We start from the raw sequence: 19227 nt of genomic DNA on the forward strand, positions 1-19227 counted from the left end.
GGCGCGGCCCCGCGCGTCCGGCGAGCCGGCGGGAGCCGGCCGACCGTCCCCCGCCGCCCGCTGCGGGACGGCGGGGGCGACACCGGCCGCGCCGGCGCCCTGTGCCTCACCCGGGCGCTGCCGGAGGGCGTGTGACGGGTTCCGTGTCACGTCCAGGCGCGTCCGAAGATGTCAGCGGTACGACCCCCCGCGAGTCGTACCGCTTTCCGCTTCCCCCGGCCTGAGCGGGCAGGGCGTGACCGGCCGGGCCGGTCACGGGGCGGTGCGGCGCAGGGCCTGGCGTTCCTTCTCGGACAGGCCGCCCCAGACGCCGAAGCGTTCGTCGTGCTCCAGGGCGTGGTCCAGGCAGGCGGAGCGGATCGGGCACAGGGCGCAGATCTGCTTGGCCTCGCGGACGGAGCTGCCGGGCTCGGGGAAGAAGAAGTCGCCTCCGGTCTGCGCGCACAGCGCCTCCTGCTGCCAGGCGAGGTCGGGCATGTCGATCGTCTCGGTGTACATGGCCGAGAGCGTGCCGTGCGGCGCAAAACGTTCGATCAACGCCGGATCAACGCCTCCCCCGGGCCTCCCGCCACCCGATGATGCCCCCGCCGCCCGGCGGCGCGCACGGCGGCGCGCGGGACGGTTCTGCGGCAGCGCTTGTCAGTGGGCGGTGCAAGACTCGGCAGAGCAGACAGCGGGACCTTCGAAGGAGGGCGACGATGCTCACCACCCGTTTCGTCAACGGCGCTCCGAACTGGATCGATGTCGGCACGCCCGACATCGAGGGCGCCACGCGCTTCTACGGCGCTCTCTTCGGCTGGCGGTTCCAGTCGGCGGGGCCGGACGCCGGCGGCTACGGCTTCTTCCAGCTGGATGGGAAGACCGTGGCCGCCGGCGTGCAGATCACACCGGAGCAGGGCGGGCCGGCCTGGACGGTGTACTTCCGGAGCGGCAATGCCGAGGCCACCGCGAAGGCCGCCGAGCAGGCGCACGGCAGTGTGCCGTTCCGGCCGCTGGACGTGATGGGTGAGGGCACCATGGCGGTCCTCGCCGACCCGGCCGGGGCCCGCTTCGGCATCTGGCAGCCGGGGCGCACGAAGGGCCTCGACGTGGCCGGTGACAGCCGTTCACTGACGTGGGTCGAGCTGTACACGGCGGACGTCGCCGCGGCGGCCGCGTTCTACCACTCGGTGCTGGGCCTGGAGACCTCCGGGGTGCCCTTCCCCGGCGGCACGTACACGTGCGTCAATCCCGCCGAGGGGGGCGAGGACGCCATGTTCGGCGGGGTCGTCGCCCTGGCCGACGACCCGGCCGAGACGGAGGCGTACTGGCTGCCCTACTTCGAGGTGCCCGACGTGGACACGGTCGTCGCCACGGCACAGGAGCTGGGGGGCACGGTCCGGGTGCCGGCCATGGACGTGGAGGGCGTCGGCCGGATGGCCCGCCTCGCCGATCCGTACGGGGCCCGGTTCGCGGTGATCAGGAGCGCCCCGCGGCAGGAGTGACGGCGGTGCGCGGGGCTCCGCGGCCTGCCGCCTCACCTGACCCGCGGCTACGCGGACGCGCGGCGCACGAGGGTCGTGGGCAGCACCACCCCGGGCGGCCCCTGCACCACGCCGGGCAGCCCGTCCACCGCGTCCTGTGACGCCGCACCGTCGCGGTCGAGACCGGCCAGCAGCAGCCGCGCCATCAGCCGGCCCATCTCCTCGATGTCCTGACGGACCGTCGTCAGGGGCGGGTCGGTCTGCTCGGCGACGGTGACCATGTCGTCGAAGCCGATGACGGCGACGTCGTCGGGGACACGCCGGCCGTGCTCGCGCAGCACGCGCAGCGCGCCGGCGGCGCTGAGGTCGTTGCCGGCGAAGACGGCGTCCAGGTCGGGGCGGCGGTGCAGCAGTGTGCGCATGGCCCGCTCGCCGCCGGCCGCGGTGAAGTCTCCCTCGGCGACCAGGGACGGGTCGCTCGCGCCCAGGGCGTCCCGGTAGCCGTCGAGCCGGTCCGCCGCCGACGTCTGGTCGAGCGGCCCGGTGATGTGGGCGACGCGGTCGCGGCCGAGGGCGAGGAGGTGGCGGACGGCCTCGCGGGCGCCGCCCCGGTTGTCGCTGTCGACGTAGGAGGCGCTGCGGTCGCCGTCGCGCCAGCCCGGACGGCCGCCGAACACCGTCGGGACGCCGGCGTCGTGGATCAGGCCGGGCAGCGGGTCGTCGAGGTGCAGCGAGAAGACGAGTGCCCCGTCGACATGGCCGCCGGAGAGGTAGCGGGCCACGCGCGCGTGGTCGTCGCGTCCCTCGGTGAGCAGCAGCACGAGCTGGTTGTCGTGCGCGGTCAGCTCCCGGCTGATGCCGCGCAGTTGCAGCGCGAAGAAGGGGTCGGCGAAGACGCGGGTCTCGGGTTCGGCGATGACGACGGCGATGGCGTCGTGCCGCCGGGTCACCAGGCTGCGGGCGGCCTGGTTCGGGACGTAGCCGAGTTCGTCGACGGCGCGCCGGACCCGCTCCACGAGGTGCGGCCTGACCCCGTCGCCGCCGTTGACCACCCGGGACACCGTCGCCCGGGACACGCCGGCACGGGCGGCGACGGCCTCCAGCGTGGGGCGCGGGGCTGTCTGGGTCACGTCGGGCTCCTCGGCGGCGGGGTGCGGCCAGGATAGCCCCGGGAGAAGGCGCCTAGGACGGTGTGCCGGTCTCGTCCGTGGGCCGGGTGCGGCGGGCGCGGCTCGGCTGGACCCGCTTGGGCTCGCCCGGCATCTTCGGGTACTCGGGCGGGTAGGGCAGGTCGCCGAGGCCGTGGTCGTGCTCGTCCTTGGTCGCCAGGTCGAGCAGCGCCTGAAGCGAGTAGCGGTGGTCGTCCATGTCGGCGTGGACGTCGCCGAGTTCGGCGAAGCGGGCCGGCATCGTCACGAGGTCGAAGTCGCGCGGATGGGCGACACCGACCTCCTCCCAGCGCAGCGGCGCGGACACGGGGGCGTGCGGGCGGGGCCGGACGGAGTAGGCGGAGGCGATGGTGCGGTCGCGGGCGGTCTGGTTGTAGTCGATGAAGATGCGCTCGCCCCGCTCCTCCTTCCACCACTTGATGGTGACCTGCTCGGGCATCCGGCGCTCCATCTCCCGGCCCACGGCGATCGCGGCGCGGCGCACCTGGGTGAAGGTCCAGCGCGGTTCGATGGGCACGAAGACGTGCAGGCCGCGACCGCCGGAGGTCTTCGGGAAGCCGCGCAGTCCGCCGAACTCGTCCAGGACGGCGCGCAGTTCGTGCGCGGCGCGGGCGGCGTCGTCGTAGTCGGTGCCGGGCTGCGGGTCGAGGTCGATGCGCAGTTCGTCGGGGCGGTCGACGTCGTCGCGGCGCACCGGCCAGGGGTGGAAGGTGAGTGTGCCGTACTGCGCGGCCCACAGGACCGCGGCCTCCTCGGTGGGGCACATCTCGTCGGCGCTGCGGCCGCTCGGGAAGGTGATGTGGGCGGTGGGGATCCAGTCGGGCATGTTCTTCGGGGCGCGCTTCTGGTAGAACCACTCGCCGGTGACCCCGTCCGGGTAGCGTTCGAGCGTGGTGGGGCGGTTGCGCAGGGCGCGCAGGATGCCGGGGCCGACGGCCTGGTAGTAGCGGGCGAGGTCCAGCTTGGTGAAGCCGCGCTCGGGGAAGAAGACCTTGCCGGGATTGGACAGGCGTACGGTCCTGCCGCCCGCTTCGAGTTCCACCGCGTCACCCATGCGGCCACGGTAGGCGCAGCCCGCACACTTCGCATACCGGGTGAATCACCCGTGGTTCACTCGGTCACCGTGTCGCCGTGGCGGTGGGCGACCCTCCACCGGCCGTCCTCACGGCGGTACACCTGGGTGGCCCGCAGGGTGTACGTGCGCGGCTGCCCGTCGACGGAGACGGAGGTGTGTTCGAGGCCCACCGTGTAGGCCATGTCGCCCACGACGTCGCAGGCGAGCAGTTCGAACGCGTACGACGTGCAGTGCGAGAACGACCGGGCGAGGGCCGTGAAGAGGCGGTCGATGCCGTCCTGCCCGTGGGCGTTGCGCCATGCCCCGAGGACGCTCACGGGTTCCCTGCGTGACCACAGGGCCCGGCGGGGCGCCGCGTCGCCGTTGTGCAGTGCGAGTTCCGCCTCGTACAGCGTGGTCGCGACCCAGCTCAGGAAGTCGTCGCGGTCGGTCATGCCGCCCAGCATGCACCGGGCGGACATCCGTGACGAATCGTACAGTCGGTGCATGGACCTGCCCGTCATGCCACCCGTGAAGCCGATGCTCGCCAAGTCCGTCGCGAAGATCCCGCCCGGCATGCACTACGAGGCGAAGTGGGACGGGTTCCGCGCGATCGTGTTCCGCGACGGGGACGAGGTCGAGCTGGGCAGCCGTACCGGCAAGCCGTTGACCAGGTACTTTCCCGAGCTGGTGGCGGCACTGAAGGAGCGCGTGCCCGAGCGGTGCGTGCTGGACGGGGAGATCGTCATCGCCCTGGAGGGCCGGCTGGACTTCGACGCGCTCACCGAGCGCATCCATCCCGCCGACTCGCGGGTGCGGATGCTGGCCGAGAGGACCCCGTCCTCCTTCGTGGCGTTCGACGTGCTGGCGCTGGGCGACGAGTCGGTGACCGGCGTGCCGCTGACCGACCGGCGGGCGCTGCTGGCCGAGGCGCTGACCGGTGCGACGCCACCGGTGCACCTGGCGCCGGCGACCACGGACATCGAGGTGGCCGAGCGGTGGTTCGAGGAGTTCGAGGGGGCCGGCCTGGACGGGGTGATCGCCAAGCCGCTGGGTCTGCGCTACCTCCAGGACGAGCGCGCCATGTTCAAGATCAAGCACGAGCGGACGGCGGACGTCGTGGTCGCCGGGTACCGCTTCCACAAGTCGGGGCCGATCGTGGGGTCCCTGCTGCTCGGTCTGTACGACGACAAGGGCGCGCTGCAGCATGTGGGCGTGTCGGCGGCGTTCTCGATGAAGAAACGTGCCGAGCTGGTGGAGGAGCTGGAGCCGCTGCGCATGGAGGACGTCGCGGGGCATCCCTGGGCGGCCTGGTCGGAGGAGGCCGCCCACGAGACGGCGCGGCTGCCGGGGGCGCCGAGCCGCTGGTCGGGCAAGAAGGACCTGTCCTGGGTACCGCTGCGGCCGGAGCGGGTGGTGGAGGTGGCGTACGACCACATGGAGCACGGGGCGCGCTTTCGGCACACGGCCCGTTTCCGCCGCTGGCGCCCGGACCGGACGCCGGAGAGCTGCACCTACGCGCAGCTGCAGGAGCCGGTGCGGTACGACCTCGCCGAGGTCCTCGGCGACTGACGGCCCCCGCCGGGCCCGCCGCCCGGGTCTGTCCGCAGCGGGCTGACGGCGGCAGCGGCGGGCAGCCAGGGGTCGTCAGGTCACGGCTTCATCAGGACCTTCACCGCGCCGTCCTGCTTCTTCTGGAACATCTCGTAGGCGTGCGGGGCCTCGTCGAGCGGCAGCCGGTGGGTGGCGAAGTCGTCGACGCCGAGGGGGTCCTCGTCGGTGAGGTACGGCAGGATCTCGTCGGTCCAGCGGCGCACGTTGGCCTGGCCCATGCGGAGCTGGATCTGCTTGTCGAACAGGGTCAGCATCGGCAGCGGGTCGGCCATGCCGCCGTAGACCCCGACCAGGGAGAGCGTGCCGCCGCGGCGGACCAGTTCGATGGCGGTGTGCAGGGCCGCGAGCCGGTCGATGCTGAAGCGCTCCATGAGCGGGCTGACCAGCTTGCGCGGCATCGAGGAGGTGGCCTGCTGGGCCAGCTTGGCGATGGCGCTGCCGTGCGCCTCGGTGCCCACCGCGTCGATCACGGCGTCGGGCCCGCGCCCGTCGGTCTGGTCACGGATGGCGGTGACCAGCTCCTTCTCGTTGTCGAAGCTGTTCAGGTCGAACGTCTCCACGCCCCGTTCCTTCGCCCGGCGCAGCCGGTCCGGCACCAGGTCCACGCCGAACACCCGGCCGGCGCCGCGCACCTGGGCCACCCGGCAGGCCATGTCGCCGATCGGCCCGAGTCCGAGCACGGCGACGCTGCCGCCCTGCGGGACGTCCGCGTAGGCGACGGCCTGCCACGCGGTGGGCAGCACGTCGGAGAGGTACACGAAGCGGTCGTCGGGCGGCCCCTCCGGGATCTTGATGGGGCCGAACTGGGCCTGCGGGACGCGCAGATACTCGGCCTGCGCGCCCGGCACCGAGCCGTACAGGCGGGTGTAGCCGAAGAGGGCGGCGCCCATGCCCTCGCCGGTGACCTGGGTGGTCTCGCACTGGGTGGGGAGCCCGTTCAGGCACATCCAGCAGTCGCCGCAGGCGATCTGGAACGGCACCACGACCCGGTCGCCGACCTTCAGGTCCGGCACTCCGGCGCCGACCTCCTCGACGATGCCCATGGGCTCGTGGCCGAGGATGTCGCCGGGCGTCATGAACGCCGTCAGCACCTCGTACAGATGCAGGTCGGAGCCGCACAGCCCGGACGAGGTGACGCGGATGACGGCGTCCGTGGGTTCCTGGATCTTCGGATCGGGGACCGTCTCCACCCGTACGTCCCGCTTGCCCTGCCACGTCACTGCCTTCATCGCGCCGGCTCCCTCCGCCGTGGGTGCGCATCCGGACCTGCGCCCGGGTACCCGGACGGCCCCCGGCGAACCGTCGGAAGGCGGTTGCGCTGAGCCGATCGGCGGAGCCGGCACGACGGAGGGAGAACAATCGGGTATGTCCACTGATGATCCGACAAGCGGACTATCGATGACCGAGCTGGGCGGGTGGCGACGGTGGGCACAGGACGTGGGGCGCGCGCACGACGCGCGGTGACGACGACGGCGCTCCTGGCCGTCACGCTGACGATCGCGTCGGCCGCGGGCTGCACCGCGGGACGGGGTGCCGTCGACGACGGACGCGACCACGGGCACGGCACGGCGCCCTCGCCCACGGGGCAGGAGACGAGACCGCCGTCCACCGGGCAGGGGACGAGACCCGCGCCGAGCGGCCAGGAGACGGGGACCGCGCCCGGCGGCCGGCCGTCGGGGCCCTCGCCCAGCGGTCAGGAGACCGCCCCGGGTCCCGTGATCGCGGTGAAGATCGACAACTCGAGCGCGGCCCGGCCGCAGACCGGCCTGGACGCGGCGGACATCGTCTACGTCGAGCAGGTCGAGGGCGGGCTGAGCCGGCTGATGGCGGTGTACGCGACCTCCGTACCGTCCGTGGTCGGCCCGGTGCGCAGCGCCCGCGAGTCGGACCTGGAGCTGCTGCGCCAGTTCGACCGGCCCACGCTCGCCTTCTCCGGCGCCCAGAGCAAGCTGCTGCCGCTGATCGAGCGGGCCCCGCTGCGGGCGGAGACCCCGGGCCGGACCAGGGGCGCCTTCGAGCGCGGCCCCGGCCGCCCCGCTCCGCACAACCTCTTCCTGCGCCCGCGCGCGCTGCTGGACCGTGAGCCCGGCGCGGCGGCGCTGACCACGGGTTTCCGCTACGGCGCGGCGCCCGCGGGCGGGCATCCGCTGGCGTCGCGGACGGTGCGCTTCCCGCTCGCCACCTTCACCTTCACCTGGTCCGCGGACCGGCACCGCTACCTGGTCGCGATGGACGGGGCGCCCGCCGTGACGACCGACGCGGGACCGATGGCACCGGCGACGGTCGTCGTGCAGTACGTCAAGGTGCGCCCGTCCGAGTTCCACGACTTCCTCGGCCACGCCACGCCGTACACGGAGACGGTGGGGGCGGGCGCCGCGACGGTGATGCGCGACGGGCGCGCCTACCGGGCGACCTGGAAGCGCCCGACGGCCACGGAGGGCACACGCTTCGAGACCAACGACGGGAAGCCGATGACCTTCGCGCCGGGCCAGGTCTGGGTGGTCCTCGCCAAGGCCGCCTGATCCGCGCGCGGCGGGACGGGGTCCGCCTGGTCCGCAGACCGGCAGTTCGCGGCGGGTCCGCCGGGTCCGCTCGCGGCGGGTCCTCCGCGCCGGTCAGCCGGTCGGGGCGGCGACCGGGTCCTCCGCGCCGGTCAGCCGGTCGGGGCGGCGACCGGCTCGGGGTTGCGCAACCCCTCCCTGACCGCCCTGGTGGCGCACGGCCACTACGACGAGCCGGCGATGCACGTCCGGGCGGCGCGGCGCAACGGGCTCTCACCGCAGGAGATCGGCGCGGTGCTGCCGCAGACGGCCGTGTACTGCGGGGTGCCGGCGGCGAACTCGGCGTTCGCGACGGCCCAGCGGGTGCTCGCGGAAGGAAGGACCGAGGGCGCCCGCTGCGGGCCGGCCGAGGGTGTCCCTGCCGGTCGTAGGCTCGGCCGCATCTCCCACGGGGGCGTGCGGTCGGCCTACGGTGGGGGCATGTCCACTGTTCTGATCACCGGGGCGACCTCGGGTCTCGGGCGGTACGTCGCCTTCGAGCTGGTGCGCGCCGGGCACCGCGTCCTGGCGCACGGGCGCGATGCGGGCCGCACCGAGCGGCTGGTCGACGAGCTGCGCGCGGAGGGCGACGCGGAGGGCTTCGTCGCCGACCTGGCCTCGCTCGCGCAGGTCCGTGAACTGGGCACGCGGGTCGCCGCCGCCCGTCCGGATCTCGATGTGCTGATCAACAACGCGGGGGTGGGCGCCGGGTCGCCGGGCAGCGGCCGGGAGGTGAGCGCCGACGGCCACGAACTGCGCCTCGCGGTCAACTACCTGGCACCGGTCGCCCTGACCCGCGCCCTCCTGCCGGTGCTGCGCGAGAACACCCCCGCCCGGATCGTCAACGTCGGCTCGGCCGGGCAGGAGCCCCTCGATCCCGACGACCCCGAGCTGACCCGCCGTTACAGCGGGACGTCGGCGTACTGCCGCAGCAAGTTCGCGCTGGCCGCGCACACCTTCACGCTCGCGGAGGAGCTGGCCGGCACGGGTGTCGCGGTGAACGTGCTGCACCCGGCCACCTACATGGACACCGGGATGGTCCGCGAGGCGGGCGTGGCGCCGTGGAACTCCGTCGCGGACGGCGCGCCCGGTGTGCTCGCCCTGGCGACCGGGGAGTCGGGCACGGGCGGCTACTTCGACGGGACGCGTCCGGCGCGGGCGCACGAGGCGGCGTACGACCCGCGGGTGCGGGAGCGACTCGCCGCGGTGACGGAGCACCTGCTCACGATGTGACGCAGGAGCGGCTCACGGCGGGACCGGCGGCGGCTCACGGCGTGGCGGCTCGTGCGGATGTCACGCGGCGGCGCACCGCTCACGAGCTGACGCGGCTCAGCCCCCGGACCGTCTGAAGCGCCTGTGTCGCCCGCTCGGCCAGCCCGTCGGCGCCGCAGGAGCGGGCCAGTGCCAGGCCGCGTTCCAGCTCGGCGTCGGAGCGGGCCAGGATGCCGTGCTCGATCCGCGCGGCGGCGTGCTCGTACTGCGCGGGCGAGGCCGCCAGACACGTCACCGCCTGCGCGGCCAGGTCGACCGCGCGGCGGCCGGTCTCCAGGGCCGCCGCGCAGCGCAGGGCTTCCCCGATGGCGGTGTCGGTGCCGAAACGCTCGGCCCGCCGGCGGGCGTCGGCGGCGAGCCGGGCGGCGCGGGCGGGGTCCTCGGCCGCCAGCGCCCGGGCCAGGTCCGCGGCCCAGGGCACCATCACCGGGTTGTGGTGGCCGCGCGCGGCGGCCGCCTTCTCCGCGGCCTCGAGTTCGTTGATCCCGTCCTTGGTGCGGCCGACGGCGAGCAGCAGCCGGCCGCGCACGGAGCGGGGGTCGGGCAGCACGATGGTGGACGGATACGGCGGGGCGAAGCCGTACTGCTCGGCGATCGACCAGGCCTCCTCGACATGGCCGCGGGCGAGCAGCGTGTCGACCAGGTTGCAGGTCGCCGACCAGTACAGGGGCAGGCCACGGCCGACGCGTTCGGCGAGTCGCAGCGCCTCGCGCAGGGACTCCTCGGCCTCCCGCAGCCGGCCGCGCCTGCGGTGCCCGAAGCCGACGTAGGCGTGGGCGAGGGCGAGGTGGCCGCCGCTCCAGCCCGCGGACTCGTAGGCGCGCAGGGCGTCGGTGAAGAGGGCTTCGGCGCGGTCGAGACGGTCGGTGTAGGCGTAGGCGCTCGCCAGCATCATCGGCAGTTCGAGGCCCCACTCGGCGTCGGTCCAGCCGAGGCCGGGGGCGAGACGGCCGTTGACGAGGGCGCGGTCGCAGACCTCGACGACCTCCTCGGCGTTCTCGCCGCGGCTCATGGCGTCGAAGCCGCGCAGGATGAGCAGGGCGCGTTCGGAGTTGTCGCGTCCGGTGCAGGTGCGGGCGAGCCCGGCGAGCCGCTCGGAGCGGCCCGGGGTGGGCGCCTCACCGGCGTGGATGCCCTCCCACATGAACTGCACGGCCTGCAGGCGCAGCCGCGCCGGGCCGTCCGGCAGCCGGGCCGCCTCGGCCTCGACGGTGCGGACGGCCTCCTCCAGCTGGTCGTTGTGCAGGAGTGCCTGCGAGAGGCGTACGACGGCGTCCACCCGGACGTCGTCGCCGAGGCCCGGCAGCGCGAGGGCCTGGCGCAGGTGGCCGATCGTCTTCGCGGGGGCGGTGAGCAGGGTGGCGCAGCCGAGTTCGTACAGCACGCGTGCCCGCACCTCGGGCAGGGGCGGCTCCTCCAGGGCGCGTTCCAGGCAGCGGCGGGCGGCGTCGGGGGCGCCGACGGCGAGGTGTTCGCGGGCGGCTTCGCGCAGCTGGCCGACGAGTTCCTCGTCGTCGTCCGGGTGGACCTGGAGCAGATGGCGGGAGGCGGCCGCGGGGCCGAGGCCGAGGTCGGTGACGAGCTGGGCGGCGATGCCGTGCATGGCGCGGCGCAGGGCGTCGGGGATGGAGTCGTAGACGGCGGTCGCGATCAGCGGGTGGACGAACTCCAGGGCGCCGTCCCGGGCGGGGCCGGCGGCCGGGTCGGGTGCGGTGAGGATGCGCGCGTTCTTCAGGAGTCCGGCGCAGCGGACGGCGTCCTCGTGCTGCATGGTGGCGAGCCGCGCGACCAGGTCGAGGGTGATGGCGTCGCCGAGGATGGCGGCGGCCCAGGCGAACCGGGTGGCGTCTATGCCGAGTTGTTCGAGTCGGGCGACCAGGCCGCCGCCGCGCGCGGAGCGGTTGAGGTCGCGCAGTTCCGCGGCGGAGGACTCGGCCGGCAGGAGTTCGCTGTCGCGGACCTTGGCGAGGAGCTCGACGGTCTCGTACGGGTTGCCGCCGGTGACGGCCCACACCTCGCGGCAGAAGGGGGCGTCGGCGTGTCCGCCGAGCGCGGCGCGCGTGAGGCCGGCGACGGCGTCCGGGGTGAGGGCACTGAGCACGGCGGCGGGGCGTCCGGCGGCGGCGACGGCCTCCAGCAGGCGTGCGCTCTCCCCGGCGATCTCACCGGGCCGGCGGGCGACGACCACGAGGACGGGCAGGTCGTCGAGGCGTTCGGTGAACGCGGCGAGCCAGCGCAGGGTTTCCTGGTCGGCCCAGTGGGCGTCGTCGATGAGCAGCACCAGCGGCCAGTCCCTGGTGGCGAGGCGGCGTACGGCGGCGACGAGTCCGTCGCACACGCCCTGCGGGTCGGCGTGGCCCTCCCCCGGTTCCGCTATGCCGAGCGCCGGGCCTGCTATGTCGTACCAGTCGCCGAGGTACTCGCGGGCCTCCTCCGGCAGCATCGGGACGAGCGCGGGCTGCAGCAGCTGCCGTACGACGTTGAAGGGGACGGAGCGCAGGGTCTCGCCGCCGCGGGCCGACCAGACGGTGCAGCCACGGGCCTCGGCGATCCGGCGGGTCTCGGCCAGCAACGCGGTCTTGCCCAGGCCGGCCTCGCCGCGGAACACCAGCAGGGTGCCGGAGGACGTCCCGTCCGCGCACAGCTCGTCCACCGCCCGTGCGACGACGGCGAGTTCCTGGTCGCGCTCCCACAGGGAAGCCGAGGCGGCCGTCGTGGGCCGTACCTCCGTCATCCCGCTACCTCCCCAAGTCGCCCGAACGACGTACCGACGTCGAGCCTAGCCCCCTCGGCCGCCGAACGGTGCGCCGTGAGGGCAGGTGTTGCCGCGGAGGGTGAAAGGGAGTATGGAGAACGGCGGCCGGGCCTGCGGGGTGCGGGGAGGCCGTCAACGGGGGGCCACGGGCCGTGAATTGACGCGGGGTCGGCCGGAGTTTGACGGGGCAGCCGCTCGGGGGGATGAGGGGCCGCCCGGGGGGGGCGGCGGGGCCGGTCGGCGAAAGCCCCGGCGAATGGGCCGGGTCGTGGGGGCGGCGGGCGGCCGGGGCGACTCCCCCGGGTGCGGGGGCAGCGGACGATGCGGGCGGCGGGGCGCGGAGGGGAGTCCGCGGTGGGGGTTCTCATCCGGCTTTCAGGCGGGGCTCATACGGTGGGGGCATGACGCAGGTGACTCCTCCCGGGTGGTATCCCGACCCCGGGCAAAGCAGTGACGGTCCCGCCACCGAGCGCTGGTGGGACGGCGGGGCGTGGACGGACCGGACGCGCCCGGCGGGGGCCGCCGCCTGGGGTCCCCCGGCCGGCGGACCGGCGACGCCGGACCACCCCGGGTACCCGGCATACCCGGCGTACCCCGCCTACCCCGGTCAGCCGCCCGCCCGGCGTGGGCGGCGCGGGCTGCGGATCGGCATCGCCGTCGCCGCCGCGGTCGCCGTGCTGGCGAGCATCGGCGTCGGGGTGTACGCCCTGACCGACGGCGGCGGCCGGCGCACCGACGTGCGGCAGGGGCAGGGCCCGGAACCCGACCGGGGTGGCCGCCCGGGCGGGGGCGGTGAGGACGGTGACGGCGGTCCGGGCGGGCGGTCGCCGTCACCGGGGCAGAGCGAGGCGCCGAAGATCGACAGCGGTTCGGCGACCGACGCGGCGAGCGGCATCAGCCTGCCCATCCCGGACGGCTGGTACGGCCAGGAGTACGGCGCCGGCGCCGCCGTCACCTCCGACTCCTCCTACCCCTGCCCCGGCGAGCCCTCGCAGACCTGCACCAAGGGCGGTGCCTTCGCGGCCCCGGCGGCGATGCAGGGCATCCGGGGCAGCACCCCGGAGGAGGTCGCCAAGGCGGACATCGCGCAGAACGCGAAGGAGTCCTACGGCGGTGCCTCCTACGGCGCGATCACCTCGCACCAGGTGCTCGCCTCGCAGGCGGTCACCGTGGCCGGGCAGAAGGGGTACCTGGTCCGCTGGAAGGCGGTCACGAGCAAAGGCGCCGACGGTTACGTCGAGTCCCTGGCGTTCCCCTCCCCGGCCAGTCCCCGGATGATCGTCCTGGTCCGCTTCGGCGTGGACGCCGACCAGCAGGTGTCGGTCATCGACCGGATCACCCAGGGGATCAAGCAGGCCAGCGGCGGGGGCACGGGGCAGAGCGTCTGACCCGCCGAACGCGGACAGGACGACGGCCGGGTGGGACCCCCTCCGCTCAAGGAGGGTCCCACCCGGCCGGGGGGTGCGCGCCGCCCCCGTCCCCACGGTGCGGCGCGGCCGGGTCACCGTCCAGTCATCCCATGGACGGCGGCCCGGGTCTTCAGGTGAGGCCCAGTGCCGGGAGCACCACGGCCTCCACGAACCGCACCAGATAGTCGGAGTCCGCGTACTGCCCGTCGATGACGGGCCGGACCCGCAGGACGCCGTAGAGCTGCACCGGGACGAACTCCAGCGCCGGGTGGTCCGCGGCGATCTCGCCGCGCTCGACACCGCGGCGCAGGATGGCGCGCAGCGCCTCCATCTCGGGCTCGACGAGCGCCTCGCGCAGCGCCGCGCGCAGCTCCTCGTCCTGCATCACCGCGTGCCCCAGCGCCTGGAGCAGGCTCGTGTCCGGGCCGGACCACGCCCCGGCCTGGCGGGCCGCCTCGCGCAGGTCGGCGGCGACCGAACCGGTGTCGATGCCGGCGAACCGGCAGGCCCGGTTGGAGCGCAGCGCGGCCGCCACGAACTGGGGCTTGGTCTTCCACTGCCGGTACAGCGTGGACTTGCTGCACCGCGTGCTGGCGGCGACGCCCTCCATGGTGACGGCGTCGTACCCGCAGACGCGGATCTGGTCGAGGACGGCGTCGAAGAACTCCTGCTCGCGCTCAGGCGTGAGCTTGGAGCGGCGCGATGCGGCGGCCGTCTCCGGCCCGTCCGCGGCCTGCGACGTCATCGGGGCTTCACCTCGCTGGGATCCGTGGGGCGCCGACTTCCAGTGTGTCGCACCTCAATCGATACGCCAGTGTACCGGTACTGCGGCGTATCGGTACACTGGCGTATCGGTACGCAGTCGTATCGATGAGAACCACCGCACCACCGTCAGTGAAGGGGCCGGGGGATGAACGCCCGCACCGAGCCTGAAGCAGAGCCGGAAGAAGCAGAGCCCGAGCAAGCGGAGCCGGGTGACATAGCCGCGCGTACGGCGCGGCCGCCGCTCCTGCGCGAGCTGCTGCTCGTCGCCGGGCTCTTCCTCGTCTACAAGTTCGGCCGCCAGCTGGCCACCGGCCACACCGGCGAGGCCTTCCGCGACGCCCATCACGTGTGGGACCTGGAGCGGACCCTCCATCTGCCGGACGAGGGCACGGTGCAGTCGCTGCTGCTGCACGGCGACACGCTGGTCCGCCTCGCGAACACCTACTACGCGACGGTGCACTTCCCCGTCACGGCGGCCTTCCTGATCTGGCTCTATCTGCGCCGCCCGGCCCACTACGTCTGGGCCCGCCGGGTGCTGGCCGTGCTCACCGCCGCCGCGCTGGTGCTGCATCTCACGTTCCCGCTGGCCCCGCCGCGGATGCTCGCCGCCACCGGACTGATCGACACCGCACGCGTGTACGGCCCGTCGGTGTACGGGCCGCCGCAGACCGACCATCTGTCTAACCAGTTCGCGGCGATGCCGTCGCTGCACTTCGGCTGGGCCCTGATGGTCGCGATCGGCCTGTACGCCGCGACCCGCTCACGGTGGCGCCTGCTGTGGCTGCTGCACCCCGCGCTGACCCTGCTCGTCGTCGTCGGCACCGCCAACCACTACTGGCTGGACGCGATCGTCGCGACGGCCCTGCTCGGCGCCACCCTCGCGGTGATCCACCCGCCGCACCGAACGGCGACCACCGCGGGCCGGGGCCGCGAGCAGCTGCTGCCCGCCGAGGAGCGCGAGCTCGCGGGGGTGGCCCGGTGAACGCCGCTCTGCTCGCCGTGGTGCTGTCGCTGTTCTCCGCCGTCGCCTACGCCGCCGCGGCCGTCGCCCAGGAGCGGCTGGCCTCCCGCTCGTCCGGCGCCGGGCTGCTGCACATGCTGGGCAGCGGCGCCTGGTGGTGGTCGGTCGGGCTGAACGCCGGCGCGGCGCTGCTGCACGTCGTGGCCCTGAAGTACGGCCCGCTCACCGTCGTACAGCCGCTCGGGGCGCTGACCCTGGTGGCGGCGGTGCCGCTGGGGGCGCGGATGGCGGGGCGCCGGGTCAGCGCGATCGAGTGGCGGGGCACCGGGTTCACGCTGCTCGGGCTCGGCGCGATCCTCGTCACCGCGTCGGGTCCCGCGCCGGAGGACGTGCTCAGCGCGCCCGAGGCACTGGCGGTCGCGGGCGCGACGGCCGCGCTGATCGGCACGCTGTCCCGGCCGGGCGCCCGGCCCGGCCTCCGGCACGCGACGGCGTCCGGGCTGGCCTCCGGCGTGGCCTCCGCGCTCACCCAGACGGTCACGGTCGCCGCCACGGACCACACGGGGCCGCTGCTGAGCGTGCAGGTGATCGGGGTGGCGGTGCTGGTCGCGGCGTTCGCGACGGGCGGGCTGCTGCTGTCGCAGACCGCCTACCGGGGCGGCCTCGGCGCTCCGCTGGCGGTGGTGACGCTGGCGAACCCGGTGGCCGCCGCGGTGATCGGCGTGTCCCTGCTGGGCGAGCGGCTCCAGGGCGGGGCGCTCGGCATCCTGCTCGCGCTCGCGGGCGCGGGGTGCGCGGCCTGGGGTGTGCTGCTGCTGTCCCGGGCGGCCCCGCGGCCGGCCGGGACGCCCGCACCGGGACCGGCGACGTCACCCGCGCCCGAATCCGCATCCGCATCCACTTCCGCCCACGCACCCGCACCCGCACCCGCACCCGCACACGCACCCGCACACGACGAGCACCCGGTGGCCGCCGTGCTCGCCCTGGACCCGGACGCGGCGGTGCCCCGGCCGACGAGCGAACCGGGGCACCTGAGCGTGCTGTGAGGCGGTGACGCGCGCGCCGAGGCGACGGCCTCAGCCGAGGCCGCGGGCGTCCTGCTTCAGCGCAGTGTCGACGGTCAGGGCCGTCGCGACGACGAGGCTGAGCAGCGGGTCCGGCAGCTGGTAGTGGATCTGCAGGACGTAGTTGTCCGCGGTCGTGAACATCGTCTTGGCGAGGCCTTCCCAGGTCTTCGTGATCCGGGCCACCTCGTTGTCCGCGTGGTCGACGATCGCGAAGTTCCACGCGCGCCAGTTCTCCGCCTTGATGGCGCCGACCTTCTGGCCGTTCACCATCATCGCGAAGTTGATCTTCCCGAAGACGTTCTGCTGGACGATCTCACCGACCGGCGTGCCGTCCGGGCGCTCGACGATCACCCGGGACTTGAAGATCTTGCCCGGCCGGGTCAGCAGCATCACCGGCTGGCCGTAGGCGTCGCGGATCTCCAGCTTGACCTTCATGAACTGGTCGATGCTGTAGAGGAACCGCACGATCTTGCGCAGGACGCTCTGACCGACCTGGACGACCGCGCCGATCTCCCGGCCGTGCTGGTCCATGACCTTGTACTCGTTGGTCAGCTCGATCAGCTTGGCCTTCTGGTTCACCACCAGGACCGGCTCGGAGAACAGCGTCCCGCCGCCCGCGCCGCCCCCGGCGACACCGGCCTGCTGCTGGACCTGGCGCTGGACGCGCGGGTCGGGACCGGTCTGCTGGGCCGGCACGTGCGGGGCGGCCGGAGCCGGTGCCTGGGCCTGGGGGTGGCCCTGGGCCTGGGGCTGGCCCTGCTGGTCGGCGTGGGTGTGCTCGGTCCACTGGGAACCGTCCCAGTACCGCAGGGTCTGCTGCGCCCCGTGCGGGTCGGGGTACCAACCTGCAGGTGTGTTCGAATGCGTGGTCACCGGGGCACACTATCGCGCACCGGCCGGAAAGCAACCGCCGTTCCGGCGGGCGCCCGTGGCCCGGGCGCCCGCCGTCCGAAGCCCGAACGCCCGTCAGACGGTGGCGATGGCCGGGTCGCTGACGCCGGGTTGTCCATTCTCGACATGTCCGGCAAATCGGCGCAGATAGGCCGCGTCACCGTCGGCCGTCACCGTCAGGTCGTACCAGCGCCGGCCCGCCGTGAGGTCGACGAGCTGCTTCACGGTGGCGCCCGGCCGTACGCTCACGGACCGCTTGGCGCCGCCGTAGCCGTCGGTGACGGTCAGACGGGCGGTACCGGAACCGCTGTTGGTGAAGGTCAGCTCCAGGTTGTCCCCGCTCGGCCGGGCGGTGACCTCGGGACCGGTGACCTTGTTGCGGCCCTTGAAGGCACGCAGGAAGCCGTTCGGGCCGTGCACCGTGAGGTCGTACGAACCGCTCGAATACACCGAGTTCCAGGTGTCCGCAAGGGACTTCCCGGCCTCGGTGGTGTACGTCCAGGGGCCGTCGGTGCGATTGCCGGAGGTGACGAGGAAGGCCGCGCCCGCGGCGGCGCCGGAGGCGAAGGTGAGGGTGAACTTCCCGGCCGCCGCGTCGACCGAGCCGTCCACGGCCGGGTTGTACTTCAGGGGGCGGGCCGGCCGCAGGCCACGCTCCTGCTTGGGCAGCACCCCGGTGGCCGGCGGGACGGGCTTGTAGTCGGGGTGGCGCAGGCGGTCCGGCGGCTCGTAGGCGGCCGTGTCGGGCAGCGCGACCGGCCGGGTGTCCGAGCGGGAGAAGTCGAAGGCGGCGGTCAGGTCGCCGCACACGGCCCGCCGCCAGGGCGAGATGTTCGGCTCGTGCACGCCGAAGCGGTTCTCGATGAACCGGATGATGGAGGTGTGGTCCAGCGTCTCGGAGCAGACGTAACCGCCCTTGCTCCAGGGGGAGACCACCAGCATCGGAACGCGCTGGCCGAGCCCGTAGGGGCCGGCGACGTGGCTCGCGTCGCCCTTGAAGACGTCGAGGGAGGCGTCGACGGTCGACTTGCCCTGGGCGGCGGAGCCGGGCGGGAACGGCGGTATCAGGTGGTCGAAGAAGCCGTCGTTCTCGTCGTAGGTGATGAACAGCGCGGTCTTCGCCCACACCTCGGGGTTGGAGGTGAGCGCGTCCAGCACCTGGGCGACGTACCAGGCGCCGTAGTTGGCCGGCCAGTTCGGGTGCTCGGTGAACGCCTCGGGGGCGACGATCCAGGACACCTGGGGCAGCCTCCCGGCCGCCACGTCGGCCTTGAGCTGGTCGAAGTAGCCCTCGCCCTTGCGGTAGTCGGTGCCGGTGCGGGCCTTGTCGTACAGCGGGTTGCCCGGCTGGGCGTTCCGGTACTGGTTGAAGTAGAGCAGCGAGTTGTCGCCGTAGTTGCCGCGGTAGGCGTCCGAGATCCAGCCCCAGCTGCCGTTCGCGTCGAGACCGTCGCCGACGTCCTGGTAGATCTTCCAGGACACCCCGGCCTTCTCCAGCCGTTCGGGGTACGTCGTCCAGCCGTACCCCTTCTCGTCGTTGCCAAGGACGGGGCCGCCGCCGGTGCCGTCGTTGCCGACGTAGCCGCTCCACATGTAGTAGCGGTTGGGGTCGGTGGAGCCGATGAAGGAGCAGTGGTACGCGTCGCAGATGGTGAAGGCGTCGGCGAGCGCGTAGTGGAACGGGATGTCGTCGCGGTTCAGGTACGCCATCGTCGTGGAGCCCTTGGAGGGCACCCACTTGTCGTACTTACCCCCGTCGAAGGCGGCGTGTCCGTCGTTCCAGCCGTGCGGGAGGTCCTGGAGGAACGCCATGCCCAGGTCGTCGGCGTCCGGATGGAAGGGGAGGACGTCCTTGGTGCCGTCGGACTGGTACCAGACGGACTTGGCGCCGGGCCGGGTGGTGACCGGGCGGGGGTCGCCGAAACCGCGGACGCCTCTGAGGGTGCCGAAGTAGTGGTCGAAGGAGCGGTTCTCCTGCATGAGGACGACGATGTGCTCGACGTCCTCGACGGAGGCCGTGCGGTGGTTCGCCGGGAGGGCGGCGGCGCGCTGGATGCTCGCGGACAGCGCGGTGAACGCCGTGGTGGCGCCCGCGAGTTGGAGGAAGCGACGCCGGTTCACTTCGGGCATGGGGGACAGACCTCTCGTCGTGGCGGCGGCAACGCGCCGGTGAATGACGGAATGTGCGCGGAGCGAGTGTTCCAAGAGCATCAAACGTCAGGGAAGGGTCTGGTGGCACTCATGTGAACTCATCGCTACGGCAGGTG

At 73.7% G+C, this 19227-nt stretch carries 16 protein-coding genes and 1 pseudogene; 8 read left to right on the plus strand and 9 right to left on the minus strand.

The genetic code is table 11. From position 1 onward, the window contains the following. Positions 1-252: 252 nt before the first annotated feature. Entirely contained in the window at positions 253-498 is a 246-nt protein-coding gene (locus AB0E88_RS09865) for a WhiB family transcriptional regulator (RefSeq protein WP_361626750.1), read from the minus strand. Between the two features lie 200 nt (positions 499-698). Between AB0E88_RS09865 and AB0E88_RS09870 the strand changes: the two genes are divergently transcribed. Continuing rightward, positions 699-1484, plus strand: a complete 786-nt coding sequence (locus AB0E88_RS09870; protein WP_361626753.1) for a VOC family protein — start codon at positions 699-701, stop codon at positions 1482-1484. Between the two features lie 47 nt (positions 1485-1531). Here AB0E88_RS09870 and AB0E88_RS09875 read toward each other — a convergent pair whose 3' ends face one another. The 3 genes from AB0E88_RS09875 to AB0E88_RS09885 are packed head-to-tail and all read right to left on the minus strand — an operon-like array spanning position 1532 to position 4141. Continuing rightward, on the minus strand, positions 1532-2593 hold the full coding sequence (locus AB0E88_RS09875) for a LacI family DNA-binding transcriptional regulator (protein WP_361626756.1): 1062 nt from the start codon (positions 2591-2593) through the stop codon (positions 1532-1534). Positions 2594-2645: 52 nt separating this feature from the next. After that, the gene (gene ligD, locus AB0E88_RS09880; protein ID WP_361626759.1) at positions 2646-3686 is read right to left on the minus strand and encodes a non-homologous end-joining DNA ligase; all 1041 of its coding nucleotides are present in this window, start codon (positions 3684-3686) and stop codon (positions 2646-2648) included. Between the two features lie 56 nt (positions 3687-3742). Continuing rightward, positions 3743-4141 (minus strand): nuclear transport factor 2 family protein, encoded by a 399-nt coding sequence (locus tag AB0E88_RS09885; RefSeq protein WP_361626762.1) that lies wholly within the window; start codon positions 4139-4141, stop codon positions 3743-3745. 52 nt (positions 4142-4193) lie between these two features. On the opposite strand from AB0E88_RS09885, the gene AB0E88_RS09890 reads away from it, so the two are divergent. After that, positions 4194-5258 carry an ATP-dependent DNA ligase gene (locus AB0E88_RS09890; RefSeq protein WP_361626765.1) on the plus strand — a complete coding sequence of 355 codons (1065 nt, stop codon included), beginning with the start codon at positions 4194-4196 and terminating at the stop codon, positions 5256-5258. An 80-nt stretch (positions 5259-5338) separates the two neighbouring features. Here AB0E88_RS09890 and AB0E88_RS09895 read toward each other — a convergent pair whose 3' ends face one another. Further along, positions 5339-6529 carry a zinc-dependent alcohol dehydrogenase gene (locus tag AB0E88_RS09895; protein WP_361626768.1) on the minus strand — a complete coding sequence of 397 codons (1191 nt, stop codon included), beginning with the start codon at positions 6527-6529 and terminating at the stop codon, positions 5339-5341. 186 nt (positions 6530-6715) lie between these two features. On the opposite strand from AB0E88_RS09895, the gene AB0E88_RS09900 reads away from it, so the two are divergent. The 3 genes and pseudogenes from AB0E88_RS09900 (at position 6716) to AB0E88_RS09910 (ending at position 9073) form a co-directional block, all read left to right on the plus strand. Further along, complete coding sequence (locus AB0E88_RS09900) at positions 6716-7822, plus strand: DUF3048 domain-containing protein (protein WP_361626771.1); 1107 nt, start codon at positions 6716-6718, stop codon at positions 7820-7822. Positions 7823-7999: 177 nt separating this feature from the next. Further along, positions 8000-8176, plus strand: a pseudogene (locus tag AB0E88_RS09905) (carboxymuconolactone decarboxylase family protein); the annotation flags it as partial. Positions 8177-8281: 105 nt separating this feature from the next. Then, positions 8282-9073 (plus strand): SDR family NAD(P)-dependent oxidoreductase, encoded by a 792-nt coding sequence (locus tag AB0E88_RS09910; RefSeq protein ID WP_361627399.1) that lies wholly within the window; start codon positions 8282-8284, stop codon positions 9071-9073. A 79-nt stretch (positions 9074-9152) separates the two neighbouring features. Here the strand turns inward: AB0E88_RS09910 and AB0E88_RS09915 are convergent, their stop codons facing one another. Further along, entirely contained in the window at positions 9153-11846 is a 2694-nt protein-coding gene (locus tag AB0E88_RS09915) for an AAA family ATPase (protein WP_361626774.1), read from the minus strand. 422 nt (positions 11847-12268) lie between these two features. Between AB0E88_RS09915 and AB0E88_RS09920 the strand changes: the two genes are divergently transcribed. Continuing rightward, positions 12269-13255 (plus strand): DUF2510 domain-containing protein, encoded by a 987-nt coding sequence (locus AB0E88_RS09920; protein WP_361626777.1) that lies wholly within the window; start codon positions 12269-12271, stop codon positions 13253-13255. Between the two features lie 151 nt (positions 13256-13406). On the opposite strand, the gene AB0E88_RS09925 is transcribed toward AB0E88_RS09920, so the two are convergent. Continuing rightward, the gene (locus tag AB0E88_RS09925; RefSeq protein ID WP_361626780.1) at positions 13407-14021 is read right to left on the minus strand and encodes a TetR/AcrR family transcriptional regulator C-terminal ligand-binding domain-containing protein; all 615 of its coding nucleotides are present in this window, start codon (positions 14019-14021) and stop codon (positions 13407-13409) included. A gap of 165 nt (positions 14022-14186) precedes the next feature. Here AB0E88_RS09925 and AB0E88_RS09930 point away from each other — a divergent pair, with 165 nt between their 5' ends. After that, positions 14187-15023: a phosphatase PAP2 family protein gene (locus tag AB0E88_RS09930; protein ID WP_361626783.1), complete on the plus strand. Its 837-nt coding sequence runs from the start codon at positions 14187-14189 to the stop codon at positions 15021-15023. Beyond that, positions 15020-16048 (plus strand): hypothetical protein, encoded by a 1029-nt coding sequence (locus AB0E88_RS09935; RefSeq protein ID WP_361626786.1) that lies wholly within the window; start codon positions 15020-15022, stop codon positions 16046-16048. Before AB0E88_RS09930 ends, AB0E88_RS09935 begins: the two co-directional genes overlap by 4 nt. A gap of 30 nt (positions 16049-16078) precedes the next feature. Here the strand turns inward: AB0E88_RS09935 and AB0E88_RS09940 are convergent, their stop codons facing one another. Beyond that, entirely contained in the window at positions 16079-16942 is an 864-nt protein-coding gene (locus tag AB0E88_RS09940; RefSeq protein WP_361626789.1) for a phospholipid scramblase-related protein, read from the minus strand. A 93-nt stretch (positions 16943-17035) separates the two neighbouring features. Then, positions 17036-19090, minus strand: coding sequence for a phosphocholine-specific phospholipase C (locus AB0E88_RS09945; protein ID WP_361626792.1), 2055 nt, complete (start codon positions 19088-19090; stop codon positions 17036-17038). Positions 19091-19227 lie beyond the last annotated feature (137 nt).

Source organism: Streptomyces sp. NPDC028635 (genome assembly GCF_040637635.1).
GTDB lineage: Bacteria > Actinomycetota > Actinomycetes > Streptomycetales > Streptomycetaceae > Streptomyces.

What these genes read in the sequence shown, in the direction of transcription:
- AB0E88_RS09865 (WP_361626750.1), bottom strand. Translation starts at nt 498, where the DNA reads ATGTACACCGAGACGATCGACATGCCCGACCTCGCCTGGCAGCAGGAG.
- AB0E88_RS09870 (WP_361626753.1), top strand. Translation starts at nt 699, where the DNA reads ATGCTCACCACCCGTTTCGTCAACGGCGCTCCGAACTGGATCGATGTC.
- ligD (WP_361626759.1), bottom strand. Translation starts at nt 3,686, where the DNA reads ATGGGTGACGCGGTGGAACTCGAAGCGGGCGGCAGGACCGTACGCCTG.
- AB0E88_RS09885 (WP_361626762.1), bottom strand. Translation starts at nt 4,141, where the DNA reads ATGACCGACCGCGACGACTTCCTGAGCTGGGTCGCGACCACGCTGTAC.
- AB0E88_RS09890 (WP_361626765.1), top strand. Translation starts at nt 4,194, where the DNA reads ATGGACCTGCCCGTCATGCCACCCGTGAAGCCGATGCTCGCCAAGTCC.
- AB0E88_RS09895 (WP_361626768.1), bottom strand. Translation starts at nt 6,529, where the DNA reads ATGAAGGCAGTGACGTGGCAGGGCAAGCGGGACGTACGGGTGGAGACG.
- AB0E88_RS09910 (WP_361627399.1), top strand. Translation starts at nt 8,282, where the DNA reads ATGTCCACTGTTCTGATCACCGGGGCGACCTCGGGTCTCGGGCGGTAC.
- AB0E88_RS09915 (WP_361626774.1), bottom strand. Translation starts at nt 11,846, where the DNA reads ATGACGGAGGTACGGCCCACGACGGCCGCCTCGGCTTCCCTGTGGGAG.
- AB0E88_RS09920 (WP_361626777.1), top strand. Translation starts at nt 12,269, where the DNA reads ATGACGCAGGTGACTCCTCCCGGGTGGTATCCCGACCCCGGGCAAAGC.
- AB0E88_RS09925 (WP_361626780.1), bottom strand. Translation starts at nt 14,021, where the DNA reads ATGACGTCGCAGGCCGCGGACGGGCCGGAGACGGCCGCCGCATCGCGC.
- AB0E88_RS09930 (WP_361626783.1), top strand. Translation starts at nt 14,187, where the DNA reads ATGAACGCCCGCACCGAGCCTGAAGCAGAGCCGGAAGAAGCAGAGCCC.
- AB0E88_RS09945 (WP_361626792.1), bottom strand. Translation starts at nt 19,090, where the DNA reads ATGCCCGAAGTGAACCGGCGTCGCTTCCTCCAACTCGCGGGCGCCACC.